This is a genomic window from Paenibacillus vandeheii, assembly GCF_030433635.1.
In the GTDB taxonomy this organism is placed as follows: Bacteria; Bacillota; Bacilli; order Paenibacillales; family Paenibacillaceae; genus Paenibacillus; species Paenibacillus vandeheii.
Genome location: NZ_JAROCD010000008.1, coordinates 149,561 through 175,438, shown reverse-complemented (window position 1 = coordinate 175,438; position 25,878 = coordinate 149,561). Strand labels below are relative to the sequence as shown.

Annotated in this window: 20 protein-coding genes; 14 read left to right on the top strand and 6 right to left on the bottom strand. The window is 44.8% G+C overall.

Features of this window, described 5'->3' with window-relative positions; translation table 11 throughout:
* The first annotated feature begins 100 nt into the window (after nt 1–100).
* From P5G61_RS17400 to P5G61_RS17390, 3 genes are all read left to right on the top strand, one after another.
* The gene (locus tag P5G61_RS17400) at nt 101–580 is read left to right on the top strand and encodes a GyrI-like domain-containing protein (RefSeq protein WP_079349739.1); all 480 of its coding nucleotides are present in this window, start codon (nt 101–103) and stop codon (nt 578–580) included.
* Between the two features lie 18 nt (nt 581–598).
* On the top strand, nt 599–1,063 hold the full coding sequence (locus P5G61_RS17395) for a phage tail protein (RefSeq protein ID WP_301247676.1): 465 nt from the start codon (nt 599–601) through the stop codon (nt 1,061–1,063).
* A 133-nt stretch (nt 1,064–1,196) separates the two neighbouring features.
* Nucleotides 1,197–2,291, top strand: coding sequence for an NAD(P)H-dependent flavin oxidoreductase (locus P5G61_RS17390; protein ID WP_079349100.1), 1,095 nt, complete (start codon nt 1,197–1,199; stop codon nt 2,289–2,291).
* Nucleotides 2,292–2,297: 6 nt separating this feature from the next.
* Here the strand turns inward: P5G61_RS17390 and P5G61_RS17385 are convergent, their stop codons facing one another.
* Together P5G61_RS17385 and P5G61_RS17380 are read right to left on the bottom strand one after the other, a co-directional pair.
* Nucleotides 2,298–2,825, bottom strand: coding sequence for a DinB family protein (locus P5G61_RS17385; RefSeq protein WP_301247675.1), 528 nt, complete (start codon nt 2,823–2,825; stop codon nt 2,298–2,300).
* Between the two features lie 143 nt (nt 2,826–2,968).
* Entirely contained in the window at nt 2,969–4,990 is a 2,022-nt protein-coding gene (locus P5G61_RS17380) for an ATP-dependent DNA helicase (RefSeq protein ID WP_301247674.1), read from the bottom strand.
* Nucleotides 4,991–5,183: 193 nt separating this feature from the next.
* Between P5G61_RS17380 and P5G61_RS17375 the strand changes: the two genes are divergently transcribed.
* Entirely contained in the window at nt 5,184–7,436 is a 2,253-nt protein-coding gene (locus P5G61_RS17375) for a glycoside hydrolase family 3 N-terminal domain-containing protein (protein WP_301247673.1), read from the top strand.
* 100 nt (nt 7,437–7,536) lie between these two features.
* Here the strand turns inward: P5G61_RS17375 and P5G61_RS17370 are convergent, their stop codons facing one another.
* Nucleotides 7,537–8,103, bottom strand: a complete 567-nt coding sequence (locus P5G61_RS17370; protein ID WP_301247672.1) for a GNAT family N-acetyltransferase — start codon at nt 8,101–8,103, stop codon at nt 7,537–7,539.
* 138 nt (nt 8,104–8,241) lie between these two features.
* On the opposite strand from P5G61_RS17370, the gene P5G61_RS17365 reads away from it, so the two are divergent.
* The gene (locus P5G61_RS17365) at nt 8,242–9,384 is read left to right on the top strand and encodes a phosphotransferase enzyme family protein (RefSeq protein WP_301247671.1); all 1,143 of its coding nucleotides are present in this window, start codon (nt 8,242–8,244) and stop codon (nt 9,382–9,384) included.
* Nucleotides 9,385–9,462: 78 nt separating this feature from the next.
* Here P5G61_RS17365 and P5G61_RS17360 read toward each other — a convergent pair whose 3' ends face one another.
* Entirely contained in the window at nt 9,463–10,314 is an 852-nt protein-coding gene (locus tag P5G61_RS17360) for an AraC family transcriptional regulator (RefSeq protein ID WP_363325751.1), read from the bottom strand.
* 177 nt (nt 10,315–10,491) lie between these two features.
* Here P5G61_RS17360 and P5G61_RS17355 point away from each other — a divergent pair, with 177 nt between their 5' ends.
* Complete coding sequence (locus P5G61_RS17355) at nt 10,492–11,898, top strand: family 4 glycosyl hydrolase (RefSeq protein WP_301247669.1); 1,407 nt, start codon at nt 10,492–10,494, stop codon at nt 11,896–11,898.
* Between the two features lie 163 nt (nt 11,899–12,061).
* Here P5G61_RS17355 and pdxR read toward each other — a convergent pair whose 3' ends face one another.
* Complete coding sequence (gene pdxR, locus P5G61_RS17350; protein ID WP_079349095.1) at nt 12,062–13,540, bottom strand: MocR-like pyridoxine biosynthesis transcription factor PdxR; 1,479 nt, start codon at nt 13,538–13,540, stop codon at nt 12,062–12,064.
* Nucleotides 13,541–13,672: 132 nt separating this feature from the next.
* On the opposite strand from pdxR, the gene pdxS reads away from it, so the two are divergent.
* From pdxS to P5G61_RS17320, 6 genes are all read left to right on the top strand, one after another.
* Nucleotides 13,673–14,554, top strand: coding sequence for a pyridoxal 5'-phosphate synthase lyase subunit PdxS (pdxS, locus tag P5G61_RS17345; protein WP_024633266.1), 882 nt, complete (start codon nt 13,673–13,675; stop codon nt 14,552–14,554).
* A 242-nt stretch (nt 14,555–14,796) separates the two neighbouring features.
* Entirely contained in the window at nt 14,797–15,864 is a 1,068-nt protein-coding gene (locus P5G61_RS17340; RefSeq protein ID WP_301247668.1) for an ABC transporter substrate-binding protein, read from the top strand.
* A gap of 206 nt (nt 15,865–16,070) precedes the next feature.
* Nucleotides 16,071–16,811 carry a LytR/AlgR family response regulator transcription factor gene (locus tag P5G61_RS17335; RefSeq protein ID WP_301247667.1) on the top strand — a complete coding sequence of 247 codons (741 nt, stop codon included), beginning with the start codon at nt 16,071–16,073 and terminating at the stop codon, nt 16,809–16,811.
* Nucleotide 16,812: 1 nt separating this feature from the next.
* On the top strand, nt 16,813–18,111 hold the full coding sequence (locus P5G61_RS17330) for an ATP-binding protein (protein WP_301247666.1): 1,299 nt from the start codon (nt 16,813–16,815) through the stop codon (nt 18,109–18,111).
* A 117-nt stretch (nt 18,112–18,228) separates the two neighbouring features.
* Nucleotides 18,229–20,280 (top strand): serine hydrolase domain-containing protein, encoded by a 2,052-nt coding sequence (locus tag P5G61_RS17325; RefSeq protein WP_301247665.1) that lies wholly within the window; start codon nt 18,229–18,231, stop codon nt 20,278–20,280.
* A gap of 185 nt (nt 20,281–20,465) precedes the next feature.
* Nucleotides 20,466–21,812: an FAD-binding oxidoreductase gene (locus tag P5G61_RS17320; protein WP_301247664.1), complete on the top strand. Its 1,347-nt coding sequence runs from the start codon at nt 20,466–20,468 to the stop codon at nt 21,810–21,812.
* 127 nt (nt 21,813–21,939) lie between these two features.
* Here the strand turns inward: P5G61_RS17320 and P5G61_RS17315 are convergent, their stop codons facing one another.
* A complete protein-coding gene (locus P5G61_RS17315; protein WP_079349088.1) occupies nt 21,940–22,839 on the bottom strand; it encodes a LysR family transcriptional regulator in 900 nt (299 codons plus the stop codon).
* 163 nt (nt 22,840–23,002) lie between these two features.
* Here P5G61_RS17315 and P5G61_RS17310 point away from each other — a divergent pair, with 163 nt between their 5' ends.
* Nucleotides 23,003–24,106 carry an ABC transporter substrate-binding protein gene (locus tag P5G61_RS17310; protein WP_301247663.1) on the top strand — a complete coding sequence of 368 codons (1,104 nt, stop codon included), beginning with the start codon at nt 23,003–23,005 and terminating at the stop codon, nt 24,104–24,106.
* Nucleotides 24,107–24,118: 12 nt separating this feature from the next.
* The gene (locus P5G61_RS17305) at nt 24,119–25,867 is read left to right on the top strand and encodes an ABC transporter permease (RefSeq protein ID WP_301247662.1); all 1,749 of its coding nucleotides are present in this window, start codon (nt 24,119–24,121) and stop codon (nt 25,865–25,867) included.
* The last annotated feature ends 11 nt before the right edge of the window (nt 25,868–25,878 follow it).

The window sequence follows — 25,878 nt, the reverse complement described above, 5'->3', positions numbered from 1 at the left end:
TCCCTAAACAGTATCATAATTTGACATGATTTAAGGTTATTATAAACCCATCAAGTGAAAAGACAAACCACTGATAAATTTAAAGAGGACGGTGTTCATGATGAGTAATTATCAATTTGAAGAAAAAGACAGCTTTGTCGTTTTGGGTATTGGAACTGAGCTTAAGAGCCACTACACAGATTTTGCTGGCATTAACAAAGAAAAAGCGGATTTTTGGTCGGCTGTGAAACAAGATGGAAGTCTGGATGCTTTAAAAGCTGTAGCGACAAATGACTACATTTTTGCTGTGAACGAAGCGGTGAATAACAAAATGATGCATTATGCTGGCGTCATGACCGAAGCAACATTGCCAGAAGCAACTAGAGTAATTCAATTCCCTAAGGGAGAATATCTGGTGATTAAGGGGGAAGGGACAACGGCTGAAGAGTTGAGTAATAACCTTACTGGCGTTGCTTTTGGACAAGTTCTGCCACAAGAAAAGAATTACGCTTATGTAGGTGGGCCAAATACAACGGTTGAGATGGGGGAGCGAAACGGCTTGCTGTTTGGTGAAATGTGGATTCCTGTAGTTAGGAAATAACAAGAAGGAGAGATCGTGATGTCTTATAGCGTTGATTTCAAAAATGTGTCTACGGTTGGTTTAGAGTCATCACCAGTAGCTGAAGCACTGGCTGGTTTGCGTGCACATGAAGCCCGTTATTTTATGAACAAATATAAACATGAATTCACGGTTGTACCCGCTAGTGAAAGTCAGGATACTCTTGAATATGTAAACCGAATATTGAAGGAAGAACGAGATATTGAGTTTGCGGCCAAGCCTTTGGAGACATCGGCTTTTCAAGTGGAAAACATTCGATTTTCCTACGTCTTTTATGAAGATGGACTTGCTCTCAATGTCATGTATACGGTTGATGACCCTAAGAAGCGGGCTGTTGGTTTTAAGCTCTCTGAGGGGATGGAGATACCAAAAGAGTTAGAAGAAAAGTTCAAGTTTGCCAGACAGAAATCGAAGTTAGCTGGAACCATTCGGGGTTCGTTTTTCGTAATAAAGAAAGAGTATTAAAGTAAGCAAAAAGCACATGTGGGGGATTTCATCCATTGAAAGTCGCTGTAATAGCGGCTTTTTTTGTTCTATCTGATTTACGGATTATACATGATGGGTAAACTCGATGTAAACTGAAGAAGAACCCAATCCAATGAATGAGGAGAACATATCGATGTCTATTCAATTAAACAGCAAGCTCTGTGAAAGCTTCAATATTCGTTATCCCATCGTTCTTGCGGGCATGGCGGGTATCGCCAACATGGCACCCTTAGTCGCTGCGGTTTCCAATGCAGGTGGGTTAGGTACGCTAGGCGCTGCGTATATGAGCCCTGAAGAGCTAAGAGATGCCATACACGAGATTAAAAAACGAACTCAAGCACCGTTTGCCGTGAATATTTTTGCTCATGTTGGACCAGATCAATATACGAATTTTGATGCAGTAAACGAAGAACTGACCTCGATTCGAGAGTCCTTAGGTGTGAAGCGGCGGACTAAAGATGAAATCCATTCACCTAATCATTTTGAGGAACAGTTAGGTATCTTGTTGGACGAAAAAGTTCCGATTATTAGTACAACGTTTGGATTGCTTTCTGAGCATCATATACAGAGGGCAAAATCGTTAGGGATCAAAATCATGAGTAAGGTCACCACGGTAGAGGAAGCTATTCAAGCGGAGAAGCGCGGATGTGACGTCATTGTTGCACAAGGTAGTGAAGCAGGAGGACATCGAGGAACTTTTGATGTGTCATCTCAGCCCGGCGGAGCGAACATCGGAACCATGGCACTTGTTCCACAAATTGTAGATCATGTCCATATTCCAGTCGTTGCTGCGGGTGGAATTATGGATGGCCGAGGGCTGGTGGCTTCACTTGCTTTGGGAGCACAAGGTGTACAGATGGGGACCCGTTTCTTGACATCCGCTGAGTCTGGCGCACATGAGGTATATAAACGTGCGTTACTTGATAGCACAGAGGAAAGTACCGTAATAACAAATGCATTTTCTGGACGGCCAGCGCGTGGTATAAAGAATGATTTTATACAACATTGGGAAGCATCCCGTACTAAACCGCTGCCCTTCCCTACCCAAAATACATTAACTCGAGAGATCAGAAATGCTTCTGCTCGCCAAAATAATTCAGAGTATATGGCCCTTTGGGCAGGGCAGGGAACGAGAATGTTAACAGATAACCAATCTGCAGGCGATATCATTAATCAAATTGTAGAAGAGGCCAGAACTATTATTTAGTTGTGATTATAAGTTCACATCCAGCGAATAGCGATCGCGAAGTACTGACAGATGGTGGAGCTCATGTCCAACCAAAATACAGGCTATCGATCTAGCGGAAGCAGGATTATCACTAACGATCCCTCTGCAGAGCCAAGCTTCCGGCGTGAGGCGACGGAGCATAAGTATGGTTGAGCGGCGTGTAACGGCATATTCTTCGTTCAAATCGGATACTGTATACGCATTGAAGGGATGGCTCTGCATTAGCACGTCCTGATCATAGCCGGGATGATTCGCTTTGTCGCCTCTGGCGATGCGAAGCAATCGACTGCTCATGATGCGTTCATTATCCAAAAGGTGACCGATGACCTCCTTCACGCTCCATTTGCCTTCGGCGTAACGATGATTTGCTTGCTCCTCTGTCAATGAAGAAAGCAACATTTGTACGATGTTGGCCTGTTTCTCCAACAGTTCGATGATGTTCCCTTCTGGAACAAGCTGCATGTACCCTTCATAAAAAGCTGCATACTCCTCTGTAGTTGGTCTTTCAATCATGAAAATGCCTCCTTTGAGATTCATATATTTGGATTATATACTAGCATATATCTTGCGTGCAGCATGAAATTGGCTCTTCCGCTTTATGGACGGAAGGGCCTTTTCATGTGAGTTCACAGTTTTATAATTTGATTGTTCCATTTTCAATCCGTACGTCGTATCCCCTTTTTTTGAACAAACTTCTCCAAAACCGAAAAATCCTCTGTTACTTTTTTGAACGGTAATGTTTCCAGCACCGGTTTCCGGTAACTCTTTTTTGCCCCTGCGCTAAGTCGGGAGTCCAGTATGCTGAGTATGCCAAGGTCCGTTTCACTGCGAATCAGACGACCGGTTCCTTGCCGTAACCGGAGCAGCATGTCCGGTACAAACACCTCCATAAACGGATTCTCCGTTACAGATGCCTTATATTCATAAATGGGATCCGAAGGAACAGGGAAGGGCAGACGGAAAATAACGACCTGCGACAGGTCGGGACCCTCGATATTCACGCCTTCCCAGAATACACCGGTACTTAGGAGTACACCTTTGCTTTCCCTGAATTCGGCGATGACACCGTCCTGGGAAGATCCCTCTTTTTGAACATGGACTGTCCATGTATACTCATTAGTTCTTGAAACCAACTGCTTATGAATGTACTTCATGTCCTCCTTTGCTGAAAAAAGGACGATTGTTCTTCCTTGTGTTAAATTACAGAGTTGAACCAATTCTTTGTAGGCTGCTTCAAGATAGTTTTCGCGCTGTTCATGGTGGTAATAAGGAACTTTGTTTGAGATGTACATCATGGCATGGTTGGTGTAGTCAAAAGGGGAGGATTTGCGATCCAAAAAATCACCCTTATAACCGAGGGATTGCGTCATATAAGAGTACTGTTCCTCCAGCGTTTCCCCGCCTTGGCACAGTGTTGCCGACGTTAGGATAACAGGCGCCTTGCCATTAAATAAAGCGTACTTCAGAAATTGGCTTATATCTTTGGGACAAATACTGATGATGGCTACTCCAAGAGGACTGCTTGCCCATATGAGATAGTTGTCCTCTATTTCAGCCAAGACATTTATGAGGGTAATAAGCCCGTTTATGGCTTCAAAAGCGTCATCAATCTCCCGCTCGTGGCGGGAGGTCAAAATGGAAAGGCGAAGACTGAGATCTTTCAAATCGTTCGAGACTTGGTTTAACGGTATACCTTTGATCTCGGATACTTTTATACGGTCGCTATCCTGTTTGGCATGGTGGAGCAGGTCCGTGTTTATCTGTTTAAAGATACGCTGGGCGCAGTTTTTTATGAACTTGGATTGGGAAAAGAGACTTTTATCCCCGGACTGCTTCGTGAGAAGCTGCACAGTGGTATCGAGAGTGCGGCAGACGCCCCGATAAGTGAACTCGAGCGTTCTGGCATCTCGAACTTTTGCTTCCAGATTATGCGCTTCATCAATGACGATGAGAGCAGGCTGTTCCGAGATGATGCTTCTGGTTCCTTCTTTTTTCTTCATCAAATCCCGTATGAGCAAGTCCTGGTTCACGATAATAAAATCAATCTCGTGAGCCTTTGCATTCAATTTGGCTCTCATATCGTAAAACAAGCAGCCATTTTTATGATGACAACGTTCATATTGGCAATCATTTACGGAAACATTGGACCACTCGGCATCGGGAATCCCCCCTTTAATATCCGCTCGTTCATCAATTTCAAAAGCTAAAACGCGCTGGGCAAGGGTAGACAATGAGGAGTTCGGATCATCTGGCCTGTACAATTCCGCCGCCCTGCTTCGACAGGCATACTGGGCCATGCCTTTTCCCACGACGGAGCGAACCGTTGAGAATCCCAACCGGCTGCCAATGACCCTTAAATCTTTATGTATCTGTTCCGACAGCTGAATGGAGGATGTAGCTATAATGACCGGTTGATGGGACATTTGATTCGTGAGCAGGCTTGGTATCAGGTACCCAAAAGACTTGCCGATTCCGACACCGGCTTCGATCATGGCGTTACGTCCATGGATATAAGCATCGGCTATATCGAGAGACATTTCTTGCTGTCCGATTCGCTCTCTAAGTCCAATTCGTGGAAAGCGGTCATACACCCGAAAGATGGCATCAACCAAAGAACGTTCGAGGTCCTTTTTCGACTCACGTTTCTGTGATGTATAGAGTTCATTCAACCAATTCATAATGATCACCTCACTCCCAAATGTAAAATGAACCTGTATGGATATTTTTAGTGAAACCTTAATTATCTTTGAAGCTGCCATGACAGTCAAGTATTCATAAGGAGGCTACAGGAAATAAAATGTATATACGCAACAAAATGTATATCGAAAGCGTCTAATTATCTTACATAAAACAGCAGCAGGAGTGAGATAGATGCAACTGAAAATGATAACAATATGTGGTGCCGTTCTCGGCTCTTTGCTCGTATGGGCAGGAAGTGCAGCTGCGGAAGAACGTTTTAATGATCTGCAGCATTCAAAGTGGGCAGAAAATGGCATAGAGTATATGGCCAAACGGGGAACAGTCGCAGGATACGGCAATGGGAAATTTAAGCCCGAAGGGTTGGTAACAAGAGCACAAGCCGTCACTTTTCTGGTACGTGAGCTTTATCCAGAACAGTTAGAGAAACCGGTGGAGGGCACGGCATATTCGGATGTTCCAACAACACACCCCTTCTATCGAGAAATAACTATAGCTGCAAAAAACGGGCTAGCTAGCGGGTTGCCAGGTGGCACCTTCCTTCCAGATAAATCGCTTAGTCGCGCTGAGACCGCGGCATTCCTTACTCGCGCGTACTCACTTTCGGAAGGCAAACAATCCGCCCATTGGTCAGATACAGAAAAACATTGGGCAGCAGCACCTATTCTCATCATGAGCTCGAACGGTTTGGTCGGCGGATATTCGGATGGCACCTATCGTCCGAATCAGACGGTCACGCGGGCCGAATATGCCGTATTTATGTCACGAGTGATTCGGTTCGAACGCCAAGCTGCGATACAGTCCCAAGATTGGGATAAGCTAATTTCATATATGACGGTTAGCGAGCAAGTCGGCCAAATGCTCATGCCTGATATTAGGCAATGGAATGGTAAAGCGACCACGACTGTTCATGATGGGCTGAAAGATATCATCCACGATCAAGATTTGGGCGGACTTATTCTTTTTGACAAAAATATTTTAGACACTAGGCAAGTCACGACATTCACGAACGCTCTGCAAACAGAAGCAGGGGACATACCTATGTTTCTTGGCATTGATCAAGAAGGAGGCGTTATTCAGCGAATCCCAGGTGGAACCAATTTGCCGGGTCAAATGGCTCTTGGTGCAGCCGGAGACACAACGCTGGCCGAAGCGGCTGGAAAACTGACGGGGGAGGAGCTGAAAGCACTTGGACTGAACATTAATTTTGCGCCAGTGCTCGACATTAACAGCAATCCGGACAATCCGATCATCGGTATGCGGTCGTTCGGCTCGAATGCGGATTTGGTAACGCGGATGGGTCTCGCAACCATAAAAGGACTACGACAATCAAACGTAATCGCGGCGGTCAAGCATTTCCCAGGGCATGGGGACACGATGGTAGACTCCCATCTCGGAATGCCGGTGCTGACACATAACCTTGAGCGGCTGAATTCGGTAGAGTTAAAACCATTTCGGGCTGCGATCGAGAACGGTGTGGAGATGATCATGACCGCGCACATTGCTTTCCCTGCCATAGATAACGAACAAGTCATTTCGCTCAAAGACGGTAGCAGCGTGCCGATACCTGCTACGTTATCCCATAAAGTATTGAATGGACTGCTTCGTGAAGAGATGGGATATGAAGGTCTCATCATTTCCGATGCGTTCACCATGAAGGCGATTGCGGAGCATTTCGGTGAAAATAAAACGGTGGAACGTGCAGTCTCGGCAGGTGTGGATATTGTACTTATGCCGCAAGATTCGGCTGCCGTACATCAAACCCTAGTGAATGCCGTGGAGGGTGGGACGATCCCGATCGAAACTGTGCATGCGTCCGTGAAGCGTATTTTGGAGTTGAAATCGAAATATGGTTTATTTGAACGCAGCGAAAGTCTTTCACGTAAGTTAGCCAAGCTTAACACGGTCATTGGATCTGAGGAGCATCGCACGGTGGAGAGCAACATTGCAGAACGATCGGTCACATTATTGTCCAGCCGTGACGGCGTGCAACCAGATCAACTTCATCAGGGAGACCGGGTGGTTATTGTAGCAGCCGAGGAAGAACAGGCGAAGCAGCTCGAGAAGCAACTGAAGCAAGCCTCAAATAGCCTGTCGTTAAAGACGGAGATTTCCGTTATCGGACAAGGCAAAACGAATGAGGCGGTTGCGAAGGCGGATTACGTTATCCTGGCCTCCTATCAGTTCCGTAACGTGGCAAGTCAGTTCGGATGGAACGCATATCAAACCTTGATCGATGCGATGAATAGTCGTAATCAGAGGTACACGCTTTTATCGCTCGGTAACCCGTACGAGATGATTTATTTGCAGGACGTGCGCTCTGCACTGGCCGTTTATGGCAAGCAGGAGCCCAATACAACAGCCGGGATTAACGTGCTGGTTGGCAAAAAGGAAGCTGGAGGAATCTTGCCCGTGAAAATGGAGTAAGCAAAGTTAGTAATGATCAAAAAGAAGACGGATTCCAACTTAGGGAATCCGTCTTTTTAGTCTTTTGATTTTGATCTCTGGTTTAATCGGTTGGAATAGATTAATTGGAATTTTTGTAATAGACTAAATGGTCTGTCCACTCTTCATTTTCGTGTATAAACCCTTTACGAACACACTCAAATTCCATACCCACACTTTCTGCAAGTTTCACAGAAGGTGTATTATCCAAATTAATATGGGCTTCTATACGGTGGAATTTCAAATGTTCAAATGCAATATGAAGAGCTTCATTTACGGCTTCTTTGCCAAAACCTTTTCTCCAATACTGATTATGGATAGTATATCCGAAGCTTGCCCATTGAAAATCAGCTCTTGCTAAGGTTGCAATATCAATCATACCCAGATGTGTACCATCTTCCTTTCTAAACACACCAAACACATAAATAGCATCTGAACATGCTAACTCTCGATGTCGATCTACCAGATGGTTAAACCATTCCAGTGTACATTCAGTCATATCCATTTTCCCTTGATCGTGGCGGTGTTGGGAGGGGAAACGGTTTTCAAATTCATGTAACCAATTTTCATAGTCGTCTTTCTTTAAAGGTCTTATTATTAATCGTTCTGTCTCTGAAATATAATCAAATTTTTCTTCGTTTAATTTCAACGTGACATCTCCTCTGGATTAATATGGAATTGTAGGATAACATATAACTATCTGAACAAAAAGGAGCGAATTTCAATGACTAACAAGGTGATTGTGCTTTAGGTTCACAGAAGGATATTTGCGTAACAGGGATTCCTTTTGTGGACATTGCAGTGCGGGAAACCGTCCCATCAATGTTTACTGGAGGAGATCATTATTAACTTTAACGAAGCTGTTAACATTAGCAACACGCATGTACTGGCTAGAGTATCCGAATTGTTCGAATTGGAAGGCTACGAGATTCAGCTTGTTCCTCCTCATGAGGGAGGACGCAATATCGTTTACACCTGTGAGCAAGAGGGGTGTGAATCGCTTATTCTCCGAATTTCATTCTTGCCTGACAGAAACCGGGAAGATTACATTGCCGAACTGGAATATGTCCAGTATCTGTTTGATCATGGAGCAAGCGTTTCGAATGTAGTGAGTTCCAAGAAGGGCAATCTGCTGGAAGAGATTACTTATGATCATTATACCTTTTTTGTCAGCCTGTTTAACAAGGCCAAGGGCAAGATGCTAGTAGAGAACAATTATCAGTACCGGGAAGGCGCTCCAATTACCGAGCACTATTATAATTGCGGTAAAGTACTGGGGAAAATGCATCAAATATCAAAAGGGTATGCTCCCGTCCATCGCCGGCATCATTTTTTTGATAATTACAAGGGTGAATATATCGATAACATGATACCTGAATCATTCTCTCCGCTTAAGGAGAAGATGGTCGAGCTCCTGAATACCTTAAAAGGGTTGGATACAAACCAGGAAACATTCGGGATGATCCATTTCGATTATAACGATGGGAATTACTCAATCGATTTTGATACCGGTCAAATCACGATATATGATTTCGATAATTCATGCTTTGGCTGGTATATGTATGATCTGGCAGATCTATGGACACACGGTGTGGGCTGGACACAATTTGAACCTGACGCCGGTAAACGCAAAACGTTCATGGATCATTATTTTGAAACCGCCCTCGCGGGTTATACTTCCGAAACCAAGATCAAGGATTCGATGATGGAGAAGCTGCCTTTATTTATTCAAGTGACCCTCTTGGAGAATATCCTAGGACAATTTGAGGAAATGCAGCATACTGGCGAAGAACCGGAGGATGACGACGAACTGTTGTATCTCATTAAATGCCTGGAAGAGGATATACCGTACAAGGGATTTTTCCATGATATGTATTCGAGTGAAGCACCCTTTACGTTAATGAGGAACGCTGAAGAGACATACACCTGAAACGTGAATAACCCATGACTAAACAAATGTGGAGGCAGCCGGCATAGACCGGTTGCCTCCATGTTTGTCTACGACACGCTATTCAAATTTGGATGGAGGCACGTTGTAAAATTTTTTGAATGCTTTGGAGAAGGTGAAGGGATCGGGATAGCCCAGAAATCCGGCAATCTGCTGGATCGTATATTTTTTCTCATACAGATAATCACGTGCCCGGTTCATCTTGATTTGATTGATGTACTGTCCCGGCGTAATACCCAGAATTTTCTTGAACAAAGAAATGAAATATTTCTCAGAGACACCGGCAATGGCTGCTAGCTCGTTAACTCGGATGACACGATGCAGATTCGCATCCACGTATGGGAATACGTTCTGCAGAACCTCCAGACTTCCTTCCGTCTTCCTCGGTTTTCGGTCTTTTAGAAATTCACCGTTATACAGACCTTGCCCGTGAAGCTCCAAAATTTTTGCAATAACGAGAAGCAGAGAAGCCTTCAAGTAGAGCGGACTTCCGGAAGCGCCGCTGTCCTGTTTGAGCCTTCTATAGGACGAGGTGAACAGCGTGGATTCCTCCCGAACCAGGTTGCCTGGTACGATGCCTGGCAGTTGAAATTCGCCTAGAATTCGCTTTTGCTCAGCGATGCTGAAATCAAAGTGCATGTATACGAATCGGCACAGCTCTCCGGTTGTGGAAGCAATATAGGGCATGTCCGGATAAAAAAACACGACGTCACCCGGGGCCGCCATATGTTCAATCTTATCGATGGTAATCTTGACGGAGCCTGCTGTAATGAACCACAGATCATAATCGGAATGAGACTTGTGCTCCATCCAATTGCTGTCGTGAGTTTGTTCCAAATAAGAGCTCATGCGAAGTGTGATATACTCCGAAAGTTCGTCGATTATACTCATATTCACGGTCCCTGCATGCATATGATTCAACTCATTCCTCTCCACTTTGTGACATCTTTCGATTTTCATCTAATATAATTAAGAGTTTATCTCTTATTAATGATCGTACTATATGACATGTTCTCAAAACTATCACACATTCAGATCTCAGGCCACTCACCTATAATGAACTTATATCGTTAAGAGGAGGGGTTTGTAATGAATGGTATCAACATACAGCACCCAAAGGTAGTCGTTATTGGAGCGGGCAGCCTGTTTTTCGGCCGTCAATCCATCTGGCAGATGGTTCACTCACCATACTTGAACCAGGGAACTTTGGCTTTAGTGGATACGGATGAAGAGCGGCTCTCAAAAATGGTAACCCTGGCAGAGATGGTCGCGCGGGAGAACAATGTATCCTTAAAGATTGAGGGCTCGGTGGACCGGAGACAAGTGCTGCCGGGAGCTGACTTCGTTGTGCTTAGCTTTGCAGAGCAATCCGTCAAATACCGGGGAATGGACTGCCAAATCTCTCTAAAGTACGGCATTCGCATGTGCTCCGGCGATACAATTGGCCCGGGTGGAATCTTTAGGGCTATGAGAGAGCTCCCGGTCATTATGGAATGTGCCAGAGACATTGAAGAGCTATGCCCTGATGCCTGGGTGATTAATTATATTAACCCGTCTACCGTTCATGGCATTGCGTTACATCGTTATGCACCGAAGCTAAAATCGTTTGCGCTGTGCGATAGTCATCATATGCCGCATAAGAAAGCCTATTACGCTGTACGAGCAGGCATCATCCAAGAGACAGGTGAGTTCACCCATGAGATCGACCGGAAATTTGATTTCCGTATCGCAGGCGTCAATCATTTCACTTGGCTGCTCAAAGCGGATTTCGAAGGGGAAAATGTGATGCCCCTAATCGCGGAAGCCATGCGCAAAATGGCTGGTGATGAGAACAACGGCGGTGATCGCGGTGCAAAAGCTATTTTTAACGATGCCATTACCTATGAGTTGTATGACATTTTCGGAATCATTCCCACTTGCACGGCGCATACGAAGGAATACGTTCGGTATTGGCAAGGTCTCGGCAAAACTACAGACCCGATCCCGCCACTATCCATCTGGGAGACAGAAGACAGGTACCAGCGTCACGACGAAATGTGGCGTCAAGTGGATGACTTTCTTGCCGGAAATGTCCCGATTGCCGATTACATGAGCACCTTTGGCCCGGATCATGCGACTGATATCATAGAGAACATGGTAGGGAATTTGGGGAAGAAGTTTTTTATCAATACACTTAATCAAGGTGCGGTAACGAATATGAATTCCGATTCGTTCCTGGAGCTGCTGTGCGACGTGGACATGGATGGAGTGAAGCCAGTTCATGTAGGCGAGATGCCGCGCGGAATAAGAGGCATGCAAGAACTTGTATTGGATACGCATGAGCTTACGGTCGAAGCTGTTATGGAACAGAGCTACGAGAAGCTGAGAAGGGCGATGCTTACCGATCCGCTTGTGAATTCCATCAGTGACGCGGACAAGATCATTCATGAATTGTTGGAATTGGAGCGCGATATGATTCCAGACGCCTGGTACAAGGACAGACTGCAGTATAACTAAGGAATAGGTAACGATCCAAAGACCACGTTGTTTCCTTGCCAAAGGGTAACGTGGTCTTTGATTTTATTATGAGTCCTTAGTCCACACCTTTGCTGGCCAAATATGCGTTCGGTGTGTACATTAGCTAATGTTCAGTTTGGAAAGACGAGAGAGGCGAGGTACCTCATAATGGAGCTGTGACAGCATTTTTTAATTTGGATACGCCATTCTGTAACTGAACTTCTGATAAATGTGCAAATGATAAATATATACCATACTTCGTACCTTCAGGTGTTGAACTGCTGACTTCTGAATATACAACCCCTTCTGATCTGGCTGATGCGCGAAAGGTTTCATAAGTGGAAGCATCACCTCGCCACCAGCCAAACACGTGAAGACCCGCTTCATTTTCCACCCAATCAAACCATGTCGAGAGCTGCTGGTTCAAAAGTGTGAGTAAAAGATGAAATTTGCGACTGTATAGACGATTCATTCTGCGCAGATGACGCTCATATTGACCGCTTGTCATGAATTCAGCTAATGCCCGTTGCTCGATCAGATTGACGGGTCTTGGCTCGTATAATGCTTGTGCCTTTCTAAAAGTGTCTGCCAAGGTGGGGGGAAGGACCACATAACCAAGTCGTACTTCAAGAGGCAAGGTTTTCGTGAAGCTGCCAAGGTAGATTACACGCCCCCCTTTATCGAGTGTTTTCAGAGGTTCAACATGCATCCCGCGATATCGGAATTCACTATCATAATCATCTTCGACAATCATAGCATCATGACGATGTGCCCAGTCCAGCAAGGTTTGTCTGCGTTCCAGACTAAGCATTTCGCCAGTAGGAAATTGTCTTGAGGGTGTCACAAACAACATACGCGCTTCCCAGTTTTGGGGTACAAGTCCCTGACCATCAAGATTGGCTTCAATCAACTTTGCGCCCGCAGCCGTAATCGCTTGAGAAATCCCGACATAACAAGGACTTTCCGTAACCACATGATCCCCGGGATCTGCAAGTAATTGAGTGAGTAGAGCTATAGCTTGCATAGAGCCTGCAGTCACTGCGATATGACCTGCATCGACTTGAATGCCCCGCATCCTTCGAAGGTAGGCAGCAATCGCTTCTCTCAATTTCGGCTCCCCTGTTGAACTAACAAAAGCAGCGGTTGTATTCATGTGATGCTCACGATGCCGTATCTCAGCATACAGCCGATTGTTCCATTCATCATAAGGAAATTTGGATAAATCAGGCTGATATTTGCTGAAATCTATAACTGCGTCGCTCTCTATTGTGGTATCAATTGTTTGAGCATTTCTTTGAGTCGTCTGCTGTTCAAACTGCTGAATACGATTTCCCCAGGCGGATAAGTGATGGGTAAAAGCTTTCTCTGTGGAAGAATCCTTGCTCAAATCTAACTGATAAGCAACAAAGGTTCCTCTTCCATGCTCTGAATGAAGGTAACCTTGAGCAGTCAACGTATCATATACCTGATTCGCTGTTCCTCGGGAAATGTGATACGTCGCAGCTAATTCTCTTGTAGAGGGTAACTTCTCGCCATATGCGAGATTACCTTCATGAATAGCATCACGAATCGCATGATAAAGAGCCTTCATCTTGGTATATGGTCGGTTCAAATATGAACTGTAAGCTACATGAAATTGCATAGGTCCTCCTATGGTCGTTTGAAGTGGTACAATAAAAACCGAAAATATTGGATCTTTTTAGTTGTCCATTCTCATTTTATACTAAATCATAGATTGAAGTGAAACAAAAAAGTAATTAGGAGGAATACAAATATGCAAACAGGTACAGATCGTGTAAAAAGAGGAATGGCTGAGATGCAAAAAGGCGGCGTCATCATGGACGTCATGAATGCAGAACAAGCTAAAATTGCTGAAGCATCAGGAGCAACAGCTGTTATGGCTCTAGAGCGGGTACCCTCTGATATTCGCGCAGCCGGCGGTGTAGCTCGCATGGCAGATCCAACCATCGTTGAAGAGGTTATGAAGGTTGTGTCTATTCCGGTTATGGCCAAGGCTCGTATCGGTCATTACGTAGAAGCCAAAGTGCTTGAATCTCTAGGGGTAGACTATCTTGACGAAAGTGAAGTTCTGACGCCTGCAGACGAAGTGTTCCATATTGATAAGCATGAGTTCACCGTACCATTTGTATGTGGAGCCAAAGATTTGGGAGAGGCTATTCGTCGTATTGGCGAAGGTGCTTCGATGATTCGTACAAAAGGCGAGCCTGGAACGGGCAACATTGTTGAGGCCGTTCGTCATATGCGTCTGATTAACAGCCAGATTCGCAAAGTGCAAAACATGTCCAAGGACGAGTTATACGCTGAAGCCAAAAATCTGGGCGTAGCTTACGAACTACTGCGCGAAGTTCATGAAAATGGAAAGCTTCCAGTCGTTAACTTTGCAGCAGGCGGTGTAGCTACTCCAGCAGACGCAGCACTAATGATGCATTTGGGAGCTGACGGCGTGTTTGTAGGATCCGGTATTTTCAAATCAGATAACCCTGAGAAATTCGCTCGTGCAATCGTTGAAGCTACAACACATTACACAGATTACAAACTGATTGCCGAAGTATCCAAAAACTTGGGCGCTCCTATGAAAGGGATTGAAATTTCCAAATTAGCTCCAGAAGAGCGTATGTCCAACCGGGGTTGGTAAGAGTGAATAGAACAGCTTTTTAAAGTAGTGTTTGAATAAATATCAAGAAAAGCCGATCAATGGACAATATTGATCGGCTTTATTGTTATCCTTTACGGGAGACTGTTGGAACTTATGTTGAAGTGAAGCGTTTGTTCATCACTTGAGAATGATTATAATTCTCATTTACACAGTTCGACACTTGTTGTATACTGACCATAACTTTTATACATAATTCACAAAAAGAAAAGGGAGAGGTTTGAATGTCTGCACGGTTTAAAAAAGGAATGTTATTTTGTTTAATTACTGCACTGGTTTTGGTGCTTGCTGCTTGCGCTAGCGATAATGCTAACAATAGCTCACAGCAAGAATCGAAGACTAGCGCTTCGGAGACTCCAGCAGAAGGAACAGAAACGGATGCGAGTGCTTCAGATAAAGCTCAAACAACGTACCCATTAACCGTTTCTAACTATACAAGTGAAAATGGTACATGGGTAGCAAAGGAACAAACCTTTGATAAGGCACCTGAACGAGTAGTAGCCAATACACAAGGTGCAGCTGAGTTACTGGTTCGTCTTGGTTTGACGGACAAGATTGTTGGCGTTGCAGCGCTGTTCGGTAATGTGTCTGCTGATATTGCTGATGAATTCAAAAAAATTCCTGTGCTGGCTGAGGGCTATGTAGGCAAGGAAGTGACCATAGGCGCTTCGCCTGACCTAGTTATGGGACGGGGTGGGTTGTTCGAGGATGCTGACTGGGGTGTCGGGACAGTAAACAGTTTGAATGATATGAGTATCAAAACGTATGTGCAAAATACGAGTGTTACGGGTGCATCGTTAGATAGTCTATATAAGGATATTACCGAGCTAGGTGAGATATTTAACGTACAAGCGAAAGCCGCAGCATATGTGGAGCAGCTTAAAGTTCGCGAGGAAGCATTAAAGGCTCGTGCAAGTTCTGAAACGATCAACTATGCATCCTTCTCTGATAACGGTGATGGAACAATTGGAATTTACAACGGCAATGGAGATACGTTTATTGAAAGTGCAATGTCATTAATCAATATGCATAATATGCTGATCGATGAGACAGGCACGCTTAGTCTGGAAAAGCTAATTGAAGTCAATCCGGATGTCATGATTATTTCCAGATATGCTGGCGGTATTGATCCAGAGGAGACGATTAAAAAGCTGCTTGCCAACAAGCAGGTTCAAAACATTAACGCAGTTAAAAACAAGAAAATCTTCATTATTGATTTCAATAACTTCTGGGGCTACGGGGATTCCATCTTCACAGGTGTTGAAGCACTTGCTGATGATATGGGCTTGTAATGGCTTTGTTTGTTTAAGGAAAGCAATTATCGTAAGGCATAATCCATAACCGTTAAACCGTTGATCTAATCAGATCAGCGGTTTTTTGTGCATTTTAGGGTCTGAATCATGCATTTCATCCGAATTCTGTCCTGAAACCTATGATAAAATAGTATATTTGAGAGTGAAATTCAGAGTCGATGTCATTGAAAGGCGGATGTTCAAATATGTTCAATGTTGCAATCTGTGACGACGAGGAGAAACAAAGAGAACTTGTGAAAACGATGCTGATCTCCTTATCTCTAAAAACGAATATTGATTTCCAAGTTACCTTATTTACATCCGGTGAACAGTTGGTCTCACACTATAAAAACGTGGGGGACACGTTTCATATTCTCATCATGGATGTGGAGATGAGCGGAATGAACGGAGTTCAGACAGCCAAAGAAATCAGGAATATGAAGTATCTGGATGTACAAATCATGTTTCTGACCAGCTACCCCGAGTATATGGTAGAGAGCTTTGATGTGGTGACGTTTCAATACCTGATCAAACCGATCAAGCCACAGATCTTCGAGGAGAAAATGATTAAGCTGTGCCAATATTTTAAAGCGTTGGACAAAAAGTATGTACTCATCAAGTCAGACTATGAAGAACTTCTGTTGAAATACGATGATATTCTCTGGATTGAGGTCATGAAGAGTTTAACGGTCAAGAACAAATTGAAATTTGTGACCCAGGAAAACTCACATGAGAGCAAAGGCATCCTATCCAGTTATGCCGCCGCCCTGAAAGACCATGGTTTCTTGCAAATTCATCGCTCAATTATGATTAACCTGCTGCATGTTCAGAAGTTTGTGGGCACCCAGGTCGTCATGTTGAATGGAACCGAATTGCCCATAGGCCGCTCCAAAGTGAAGGAAGTCAAGGATGCCTATACGAAATATATGATTATGAGGATTCAATGATATGGATATATATGTGATCTTGTCTTTCATCGTCGTTCCCTTACTTATGGCATTCCAGGTGAATTTTTATTTTGATTCAGTTCTGGGTAAGTCCAAACGAAAGCCACACAGGGCAATCTATTTCATTGTATTTGTCGTAGTGGGGTATTTCTATTTGGCATCTTCATTTTCACCTGTCGTTTCCTCCGCCGTTGCTTTGTTATTTATCTTCAGCCTGGCGCAATCCTATGAGGTGGAATTTATACTTAAACTTGCTTTTACCATCCTGTATGCCGTACTACTCACAACGGTAAATTACATTGCTATATATATTATAGGGGTACTGGACTCCACAGATTACAGCATATGGGATCATTTCAATGTGGAGCATCATTGGGAACTCTTCAAAGTGATGCTGCTTGGTTGCAGTATCATGTTCATTGTCACCCTGATTGTGCGTTTGATTGCCAAACGCAGAAGTTTTGCTGTGCACTATCGTTATTATCTCTTGTTTCTAATCGTACCTACCATTACGATATATCAGATCAATGTGGCCTCAGCATATAGTGAAAAAAATATCTATTATGTCGTTTCCGTGCTAGGCTCCCTTTTTCTTAATGTGTTCATTGTATATGTAATCGATAATATGGTAGAAAAGGTACAGCTCGCCCATGAAAATGCCCAGTTTCAGCGTCAGATGGATTATCAGGATGCCAACTATGAGAAGACGGTACACAGTTTCAAAAACATTAAAAGCATCATCCATGATATCAACCAGCAGTTTCTGTACATTGATGAATGTATCAAACGCAACGAACTGGCAGCAGCAGGTGATCATATCAAACTCACGTTGAATAAGATTGAAGGAGCATACCAGCGGGTGAACTCCGGCAATCTCGTTATCGATGCTCTTGTTACGAATATCATTGCAATAGGGCAGGCAAACGGAATCAAGATCGATACACGGATTGGGCTTCACTCGCAACATGTCCACATTGATCGTTATGATCTGTGCGTTGTGCTTGGTAACATGCTGGATAATGCCATTGAGGCTTCCAAGAAAGTCAGACTTGCCGAAGACAGGTATATGCTGATCGCGATTCATTCCACGGCGTCTGCGCTCGTCATCCAGATTATGAATCATGTGGAACAAAAACTGACTCACTTCAAGAGTGAGAAGCCCAATCCGGAGTATCACGGGATCGGCCTAACCAACATATCCAGAATGTGCGAAAAGTATGGTGGACATATGAGTATCGAGAATCATCAACGGTCATTCAATAACATGGTCGTGCTTCCTTTTGACATGAACAGTCGCTGAACATACCGTTCGGGGATTGTTTTTTTCCATTCAGGGTCTTTTATCGTTCCATTTATTTCTTCTCCGATATGATGAATGCAATCAGATGAGCATCATCATAAGGGAGGAAGTTATTAGATGAAAAAACTGATCAGTATGTTATGCACGGCTGTGCTTGTGGTCACACCGATGACACATGCGATGGCAGAGTCGAACAAGGGCTCAACAATTGAAGTTCAGGCCAACAAGATCGCCACAGAGATGGTGCAGAATTATGGTGTCACAGGTTTGCAATATGCCATTATGGATGAAGGAAAGATTATTTTGTCCGACAGTGTTGGATTCCACGACAAGGCATCCCAGACACCCATAGACAAGGATACGATGTTCGGAATTGGTTCAGTTAGCAAAATGGTTGTGACGGCTGCCACCATGATACTGGTTGATGCTGGGAAGGTGGACTTGGATCAGCCCCTCACTTCGTATATTAAAGATTTTGAAATGGCGGATGCCCGATATACCCAAATAACGCCACGCATGCTTATGAACCATTCTTCTGGACTCTATGGTACCCATTATGGAAACAGTATGTTATTTGACGATACCGATACCCGTAATCATGACGAATTACTGCTCAAATTAAAGTCAGAGCAGCTGAAATCGAACCCGGGAGCCTTTTCTGTATATTGCAATGATGGTTTCCAGCTTCTTGAAATATTGGTTGAACGCGTAAGTGGACTAAGCTACAGCCAATTTATTGCCGAGTTCATCAGCGATCCATTAGAGTTGGAAGGAACCAAGACACCCCTTGATTCTTTTGATAGAAAACAATTATCCGAAACCTATTGGCCTACAATTGAAACGAAACTGCCTGTCGAAAATGCCAACATCTTTGGTGCAGGTGGAATCTACTCGACCGCAGAAGACTTAAGCCGATTCGCTGAGGTATTGATAGGAAACAGACCGGATATACTGTCCACATCCTCGGCAGAGTCCATGCAAAATGATGAGTATCGTCGGGGAATATGGGTGCCTGAAGAGAGAAATACCTTCAACTATGGCCTTGGATGGGATGCCGTTTCGCTTGCACCGTTTAGCGATTACGGCATTACTGCACTTTCCAAAGGTGGAGACACCATGTTATATCATGCATCGTTAATAACTATACCTGAGCATGATATTTCGATGGCTGTTCTTTCTTCGGGTGGGTCTTCCATCTACAATCAGATGTTTGCCAGTAAAGTTCTGCTGGAGGTTCTTGAGGATCAAGGCATCATCGACGAGATAGAGCCCGATCAGACATTCACACCACCTGTCAAAGTGAAGATGCCCACGGATCTGGCGGCATACTCCGGCCTCTATGGGACGGTAGGCACAACCCTGGATATAGAGGTTAAGGATGGTGAGATCACACTTCCGGCGATGCAGGGAGGACTTATCCCGGGGCAGAATTACGTGTACACTGGTGAAGGACAATTTACGAGTAGTGACGGAAGTGTGAAATTCAGCTTTGAGAAAGAAAGTAACGACAAGATATATATTAAAGTTCTGGCGAACATAACGTTGCCTGGATTAGGCCAAACGGTGATGAACACATATGATTATCAAAAATTGGATCATCATTCGCTAGATCCGGCAACGAAAGAGAAATGGAAGGCTCGAAACGGCTCGAAATATTACGCGCTGGATGAAAAAATAACGTCGATCTTCTATCTGGTTCCAACCATGCTGATCAAAAATCTGTCGGTAGATGCAGAGAACGGGTATGCGAATGGCACCCGAGTTGTTGACCCGGACAATGCAGTGAATGTTGCCCAGATTCCTGTGATGAACGGAAGAGATGCGTTCGATCTGCACTTCCGTACGAAGAATGAAATGGAGTACTTAATTCAGGATGGACAGGAGTACATTGCGGAGAATGCGATTACACCCATCTTCGGTGGGAAAAAAGGAATCACCACCATCCCGTCAAACGGTCAAGCACGCTGGTATGCCATCGACGCCCGCTCAGCGAATAAATCGTTAAAAGTGGATTCCCCGGAGAGCGGAGGTTATGCGGTATATAACGACAAAGGTGAAGTGGTTCAATTTTCGAAAGCAACCAATCAACAATCAACGCTGCTTCCCAAAGGTGGTTTTATCGTATTTGGCGGTGAAGCCGGAGATATCTTCAAGATCCAACTAAAGTAAATGGTTTGGCAAAAGTGATTTCATTTGAAAATATCGGATCACGAGCTTACGTTGCTCGTGATCCGATATTTTCTTTTTTTTATACGCCCAAACTCATTATGATTCTCCTACATAGGTTATATGGAATCAGCCTAATTTGTTAATGAAAAGTATGTGTTTTCATTACTAAGGAGTTGGATAGAAGCGTGATTTCAAAAGTTAAGCTTACAGGGCGAGTGGTGTTTAGAGGTGATCCTGGTTATGAAGTAGCTCGGAAGAACTGGGATCCGCATACGGACAGATTTCCTAAGGTTTTTGTGTTCGCTCAAAAAACACAGGATGTTGCAAATGCCATAAGATGGGCACGCCAAAATAAGGTCCCTATTCGGCCGAGAAGTGGCAGGCATGCCCTAGAGCCCAACCTTTCACAAGTCAATGGAGGCATTGTCATCGACGTTAGCGAAATGAAGAGAATCAAGTTGAACAAAAAAAGCGGAACGGCCGTCGTTGAGACAGGTAATCGGGTAGGAAGACTCGTGGATACGCTGGCTCGACAAGGATTTATGGCCCCGTTTGGTGACAGTCCAACGGTTGGGATTGGTGGAATAACACCTGGTGGAGGGATTGGTCCACTGCAACGGACAACGGGTCTCATCTGCGATAATCTAATCGAACTCGAAATGGTTGACGCTAAAGGGCGGATCATTCGGGCAAACAAAAAACAAAATTCTGATCTTCTGTGGGCTACACGTGGCGGTGGCGGTGGTAACTTCGGCGTATATACCAAATATAAATTCAAAGTGCGGCGCTCTCCAGCCAAAGCTACTGTATTTAGTATCACTTGGCCATGGGAACAGTTCGAAAAAGTCGTGAAGAAATGGCAAGTGTGGGCGCCTAAGGCCAGCACCAAGCTGGGCAGTGAATTAAGTGTTGGTCCCAAAAAAGGCGGTAATGTTAGCATGTTAGGGGTATACCTCGGATCAAAGAGTGAAGCTCTCCGTCAGTTGGAGCCCATTCTTAGCGTAGGAACGCCTACTAAAAAAAGCATTCTGTATCTGCCATACAGGGCAGCCACGAAGTTTTTACTAGCCCCAGATCCTGTGCTCACCCAAAGGTACAGCAACCAGTTTTCCAGTGGCTTCGGCAGACGCCCGTTCCCGGATAAAGCCTTCAAAGTCATGCGCGAGTTTCTGGAAAAAGCAGAGGAAGACACACCAGCCGGCTTCTATTTCCTTAACTGGGGCGGTGCTGTAAGTCGAGTCGCTCCTCAAGCCACTGCGTTCTATTGGCGAAAAGCTGAATTTTATGTTGAATGGAACAGCTCATGGGTGAAGCCATCCCATGCCGCTAAAAATATTGCCTTAGCTCGGAACACCAGAAAGAAACTACAGCCTTATATTGTAGGGTCCTACATTAACGTACCAGACCAAGGTATTAAAAATCCAGGGCCAACCTATTATGGTAAGAACTACCCGAGACTGCGGAAAGTAAAAGCGAAATATGATCCGAAAAATGTATTTAATAACCCGCAAAGCATTCCACCGGCTAAATAAAAAAAGGCAACGAATTCAAAATCAAAAGGGATAGCGGGCTAAAGGATTGTAATAAACTAAAATTTTCAAACCGTTAATTCTAAAAAAAAGGGTTAACGGTTTTTTTGTTGTAAGAGGAAACGAGGACTCATGTGTTTCGTTCGGAAAAGCTAGTGACTAACATGCGCCAAAACAGGCTTAAAGCTGGAGTAACCAGTTTATTGCGATGTCTTACCGCATAGATCGTTCTGACTGGAGTCCAGTCGGGAATGGGAATGGCTTTTAACTCTCCCTTTTGCAGTTCCTGAATAATCGAGGCTTCAGAAACCATACCGATGCCGAGATTAAGGCGTACAATGGATTTCAGTGCCTCGGAACCGGATATTTCAATAGCATGGGTGAACTGCACTTCATGTTCATCTGCCCATTGATCTATTAACTTACGACTACTTGAGCCCTCTTCATGGGCAACGAGCGGATATGACTGCAAATCCTTGGGCTGAACTAGAGTTTGATGAGCCAGCGGATGATCGGGATGAAAAATGATGACGAGATCATCTTTCATCAGCGGCTCAAAGATCAGATCAGCGTCATCCGGGGAAGTATGGGAGACGACACCCACATCCAATTCGAAATACTTTATTTTCTCCATGATGTAGCGTGCCGGTTTTACATCAAGACTCAGCAGCAGATTATGCTGCTGTTTGAATTCGGATAATAATACTGGAAGCATATATGTGGCCGGTGTGTGAGTGCTTCCGATCAGCAATCGACCAGCCGCGGAGCCCCTGTGGTCATCCAGAGTACGGAGCATTTCCTCATTCAGGGCTACAATCTGGGTGGCATAGTGATACAGAGCTTTGCCCGCTTCCGTCAATTTGATGACGTGATAGGTTTTGGTATGGAATAGAGCAACCCCTGCATCCTCCTGCAGCTTGTTCAGATGGAATGTCACTGTCGGTTGTGTGATATTCAACTTATGAGCGACTAAGTACAGCTTTTGCAATTCAACCACGTAGACAAACACCTTCAATTGCTGCAAATTCATCCTCTAACGACTCCTTTACGTCTTAAACATTGATATCATCTATCATATCATACAATACATTAATATCATTTAAATTAGCGTTTACTTTCCCCTAATATGAATCTCCAATAATAGCTTTAGGATAAAGAGAGGTTGAACAAGCAACATATTGAGGGGGAGAATTATGAAGAACATTTGGGGAAAAAGTTTAGGTTCAATGAGTTTGCTGCTTGTATTAATCACGGCAGGGTGCGGAGGAGGAACGGTAACAACGGGAAGTGGATCGTCTAATGGCGAAACTGCTGCACCTGTCTCGTCTACAGCTGTAAACAGCAGCACAGTTGAACGAGAAGAGGACACAGGAGAGAGCATCTATCTGTATGGAAATGACTTTGTTGATATTGTTGCACCCGAATTTGCCAAACAGACCGGATACAAAATTGAGGCTGTACATTACGGCGGCGGAGAGGCCTTGGCCAAAATTGAAGCCGAGCAAGGCAATCCGCAGTGGGATGTCGTCATGATGGATGGTCACGGATCGATTCGCAATCTGGCTGACAGGGGATTTCTGATGACGGATTGGACGCCTGAGAATATTGGCAATCTGACCGAATACGGCTCCTCCCTGGTTCCAGAGGATCACGCTTATACTCCAATCAGTATCCATGCATCAGCAGTTATCGCCTACAACACCAATCGTCTTACCAAGGAACAGGCGCCTAAGACCTGGGATGAGTTTTTTGAATACAAGGGCACAGCGGGTCAGGCTGATCCGGCTGTTGCGGCACCTGCATATCCGCTCGTTTCCGCACTGTTTTACAAGTGGGGCATCGATCAGGGCGAGCAAAAGTATGCACAAATGATGGGGAATGGTCTTAGAGTTTATCCCAAAAATGGTCCTCTGGGCAGTGCCCTTGTTTCAGGAGAAATCGATATTGCAGCATTGCAGGAGAGCAATGCATATGACCTGAAGTTGTCGGGGGAGCCCGTCGATCTGATCTGGCCGGAAGATGGTGCGCCGGGAAGTCTGCGTGTTGCTGCCATCAGTAGATATACCAAAAATCCTGCTGCTGCAAAGGCTTTTGTAGAGTTCATGCTCAAACCGGAAACACAGCAGATGTTAGCGTCCCTCGATTCATCTGACAGCTTCTTTACACCATTGGTTGAGGGAGTAGAAGCGAGGAAGGAACGGGAAACCAATGCAGAATTCATTCTTCCGCCAGCTGAATGGGCCGCCGAGCATGAGGTACAGATCAAAACCTGGTTTGCTGACCAGAATGTAAAATAAGAGGAATAACCTATGAAAAATTCCGGAACTCGTTGGGGAGTCGGCTCAGCTCTTCTGTTATTCATCATGATTTTTCTGCCGCTGCTTGCGGTTCTGTTGAACGCGGTTTTGCCAGGATTGTTTTTTGGCAACATACAATTTCAGGGCTTCGGATTGCTCGGGGAGATTTTACACCGTCCCTTGTGGCGCCAGTCGTTGTTTAACTCCTTGTGGCTTGGCATAGGAACAGCACTGCTGGGCACGTTGATTGGAGCTTCGTTAGCTATGGTAAGAGCACGCTGGAACTTTGCATCTGGACGTCTATTGGATGCCGGAGTTTGGCTGCTGCTCATCGCGCCCTCATTCATGCTGGCGCAAGGGTGGGTGCTATTTGCTGGTGCCGACGGACTTGCCAGCCGATTACTGGGTATGAACTGGGTAACAGCTGCTCTGTTTCAACCATACGGGCTTATGGTCATCATGGCCCTGAGCAAATTTCCTCTGGCTTATCTGACGGTTCTTGCCGCAACCGAATGGAATGTCAGCCAGTATGGACATGCTGCCCGTTTGAATGGCGCACACCCATGGACCGTATGGCGCACTGTGGAGCTGCCACTTGCAGCTCCTTCCATTGTAGCGGGAGCTACGCTGGTATTTATAGATACTGTCGGTGATTTTGGATTGCCGGCAGCATTGTCCACCGTCTACCGTTTTCCTACACTGACGTATTCAATCTATTCTGCTATCTATCAATCTCCTGTTCGATTTGACATGGCTGGGGTACTTGCTTTTTATTTGGTCGTACTACTGGCAATCGCCATGGCGGTACTCCTGTTGTCCTTGCGCAGGTCCAGGTTTGATTTTTTGAATGCCAGAGCGGTCAGAATGCTTAAAGTCAGACCGAAGAGAACAATCCTTTTAAATGCAGTAACCATTATATTTTTAATGATGAGTATCGGTATTCCGGTGGGCAGCAGTCTGTGCGTTTCCCTGATGAAAAAAGCAGGTAACGGATTGGTTCTGCAAAATTTGACCTTTGAGCATTATTTTTCTCTGTTTGCAGGGTCGTCCATGGATCACAAACAGCTCAGTTTTTTGGAAGGGATGCTTCATTCATTAACGATTGCTGCAATCGCGGCAGGTATTAGTATCATCATTGGATTTATCGTAGCTTATGTTCTTACATTTACGGAATTTAAAATGAAGATCTGGCTGCAGTTATTTTCAATCATATCGCTGGCTGTACCGGGGATTGTAATGGGTATTGGCTACATTTTCATTTGGAATCAAAAATGGCTGGAGGCAGTCAATCTGCATCTCTATGGGACTCCCTCGCTACTAGTGATCGCAGTTATTGCAGGCGCCATTCCATATGCCGTACGTGTTCAGTTGGGATCTTTCGGCACAATCTCGTCCTCGATCCTGAATGCTGCAGCCGTGCAGGGAGCAGGAACAATGGCCCGAATGCTCCACATTGTTCTTCCCTTGGTACGCAGATCATTGCTGCTTGCCGTCCTGACAGCTTTTGGCACAAGTGTATTTGATCTTGCTCTGACTTCAATGCTGCAGCCAGCCAATTATGTGCTGATGCCGCTTGTGATTGATCAAGCCTTTGAGTTTGGCCGTTACGGTTATGCAACCGCAGCAACTCTTCTCAGCGGAGGTATGGTTCTCCTAATCATTGTACTCACTCAATTGGCAGGAGAGGCCATATTTAGATGGAGTGATCGCCGAGAGGGTAAAAGAAGCAACTTACAGGAAAGGCATACCCATACGGGATAACAAGGAGGCTT

What these genes read in the sequence shown, in the direction of transcription:
- P5G61_RS17375 (WP_301247673.1), top strand. Translation starts at nt 5,184, where the DNA reads ATGCAACTGAAAATGATAACAATATGTGGTGCCGTTCTCGGCTCTTTG.
- P5G61_RS17390 (WP_079349100.1), top strand. Translation starts at nt 1,197, where the DNA reads ATGAATGAGGAGAACATATCGATGTCTATTCAATTAAACAGCAAGCTC.
- P5G61_RS17335 (WP_301247667.1), top strand. Translation starts at nt 16,071, where the DNA reads ATGTTCAATGTTGCAATCTGTGACGACGAGGAGAAACAAAGAGAACTT.
- P5G61_RS17315 (WP_079349088.1), bottom strand. Translation starts at nt 22,839, where the DNA reads ATGAATTTGCAGCAATTGAAGGTGTTTGTCTACGTGGTTGAATTGCAA.
- P5G61_RS17330 (WP_301247666.1), top strand. Translation starts at nt 16,813, where the DNA reads ATGGATATATATGTGATCTTGTCTTTCATCGTCGTTCCCTTACTTATG.
- P5G61_RS17360 (WP_363325751.1), bottom strand. Translation starts at nt 10,314, where the DNA reads ATGCATGCAGGGACCGTGAATATGAGTATAATCGACGAACTTTCGGAG.
- P5G61_RS17400 (WP_079349739.1), top strand. Translation starts at nt 101, where the DNA reads ATGAGTAATTATCAATTTGAAGAAAAAGACAGCTTTGTCGTTTTGGGT.
- P5G61_RS17395 (WP_301247676.1), top strand. Translation starts at nt 599, where the DNA reads ATGTCTTATAGCGTTGATTTCAAAAATGTGTCTACGGTTGGTTTAGAG.
- P5G61_RS17325 (WP_301247665.1), top strand. Translation starts at nt 18,229, where the DNA reads ATGAAAAAACTGATCAGTATGTTATGCACGGCTGTGCTTGTGGTCACA.
- P5G61_RS17310 (WP_301247663.1), top strand. Translation starts at nt 23,003, where the DNA reads ATGAAGAACATTTGGGGAAAAAGTTTAGGTTCAATGAGTTTGCTGCTT.
- P5G61_RS17305 (WP_301247662.1), top strand. Translation starts at nt 24,119, where the DNA reads ATGAAAAATTCCGGAACTCGTTGGGGAGTCGGCTCAGCTCTTCTGTTA.
- P5G61_RS17385 (WP_301247675.1), bottom strand. Translation starts at nt 2,825, where the DNA reads ATGATTGAAAGACCAACTACAGAGGAGTATGCAGCTTTTTATGAAGGG.
- pdxS (WP_024633266.1), top strand. Translation starts at nt 13,673, where the DNA reads ATGCAAACAGGTACAGATCGTGTAAAAAGAGGAATGGCTGAGATGCAA.
- pdxR (WP_079349095.1), bottom strand. Translation starts at nt 13,540, where the DNA reads ATGCAATTTCATGTAGCTTACAGTTCATATTTGAACCGACCATATACC.
- P5G61_RS17355 (WP_301247669.1), top strand. Translation starts at nt 10,492, where the DNA reads ATGAATGGTATCAACATACAGCACCCAAAGGTAGTCGTTATTGGAGCG.
- P5G61_RS17340 (WP_301247668.1), top strand. Translation starts at nt 14,797, where the DNA reads ATGTCTGCACGGTTTAAAAAAGGAATGTTATTTTGTTTAATTACTGCA.
- P5G61_RS17380 (WP_301247674.1), bottom strand. Translation starts at nt 4,990, where the DNA reads ATGAATTGGTTGAATGAACTCTATACATCACAGAAACGTGAGTCGAAA.